Origin of the sequence: Yersinia ruckeri ATCC 29473, assembly GCF_000754815.1 — a bacterium.
Lineage (GTDB): Bacteria > Pseudomonadota > Gammaproteobacteria > Enterobacterales > Enterobacteriaceae > Yersinia > Yersinia ruckeri.
On record NZ_KN150747.1, the window covers coordinates 649,400 to 650,454 of the forward strand.

Sequence of the window (1,055 nt, forward strand, 5' to 3'; positions counted from 1 at the left end):
AGTCATCATGGCCCTTACGAGTAGGGCTACACACGTGCTACAATGGCAGATACAAAGTGAAGCGAACTCGCGAGAGCAAGCGGACCACATAAAGTCTGTCGTAGTCCGGATTGGAGTCTGCAACTCGACTCCATGAAGTCGGAATCGCTAGTAATCGTAGATCAGAATGCTACGGTGAATACGTTCCCGGGCCTTGTACACACCGCCCGTCACACCATGGGAGTGGGTTGCAAAAGAAGTAGGTAGCTTAACCTTCGGGAGGGCGCTTACCACTTTGTGATTCATGACTGGGGTGAAGTCGTAACAAGGTAACCGTAGGGGAACCTGCGGTTGGATCACCTCCTTACCTAAAGATACGCATTGCGTAGTGTCCACACAGATTGTCTGATAATAGTAATGAGCAAGAGCACCTGTTGATGTCGTGAGTTTCGACTCATGATGATGCAAAAAACGATTGGATTTTCGGATTTGGTCGGTATTTTTGTGTCCCCATCGTCTAGAGGCCTAGGACACCGCCCTTTCACGGCGGTAACAGGGGTTCGAATCCCCTTGGGGACGCCATCCGATAATGAGTGAAAGACATTATCACCTGAATATCTTAAAGATGACTTTAACAAGTCGTGTTTAAGATATTGCTCTTTAACAATCTGGAACAAGCTGAAAATTGAAACGATACAGCTGAAACTTGTCTCTCCGTAGCAGTACTGAGATAAGGAGTACCCTGTATCAGAGTCTCTCAAATAATTGCAATGCGATGTGTTTATCCTTTGTTGCAGTGTGAGTGAGAAGATACTCGGCGAAGCGTACAGCGCACGGCAACCGAAGTGAACTTGAGGTTCATGAGGATGGCGCGTACTGCACAATAACGCAGAGTGTGTTCACCATCACACCAGTAAAGAAAAGACACCTTCGGGTTGTGAGGTTAAGCGACTAAGCGTACACGGTGGATGCCTAGGCAGTCAGAGGCGATGAAGGGCGTGCTAATCTGCGAAAAGCGTCGGTAAGCTGATATGAAGCGTAATAACCGACGATACCCGAATGGGGAAACCCAGTGC

General features: G+C 48.1%; 1 tRNA gene and 1 other annotated feature (1 of these 2 cut by a window edge). The gene reads left to right on the forward strand.

The features are described from left to right. Positions 1–346, forward strand: a sequence feature (16S ribosomal RNA rRNA prediction is too short) (it extends 414 nt beyond the left edge of the window). A gap of 139 nt (positions 347–485) precedes the next feature. Continuing rightward, positions 486–561 (forward strand) — tRNA-Glu (locus DJ39_RS02945). Positions 562–1,055 lie beyond the last annotated feature (494 nt).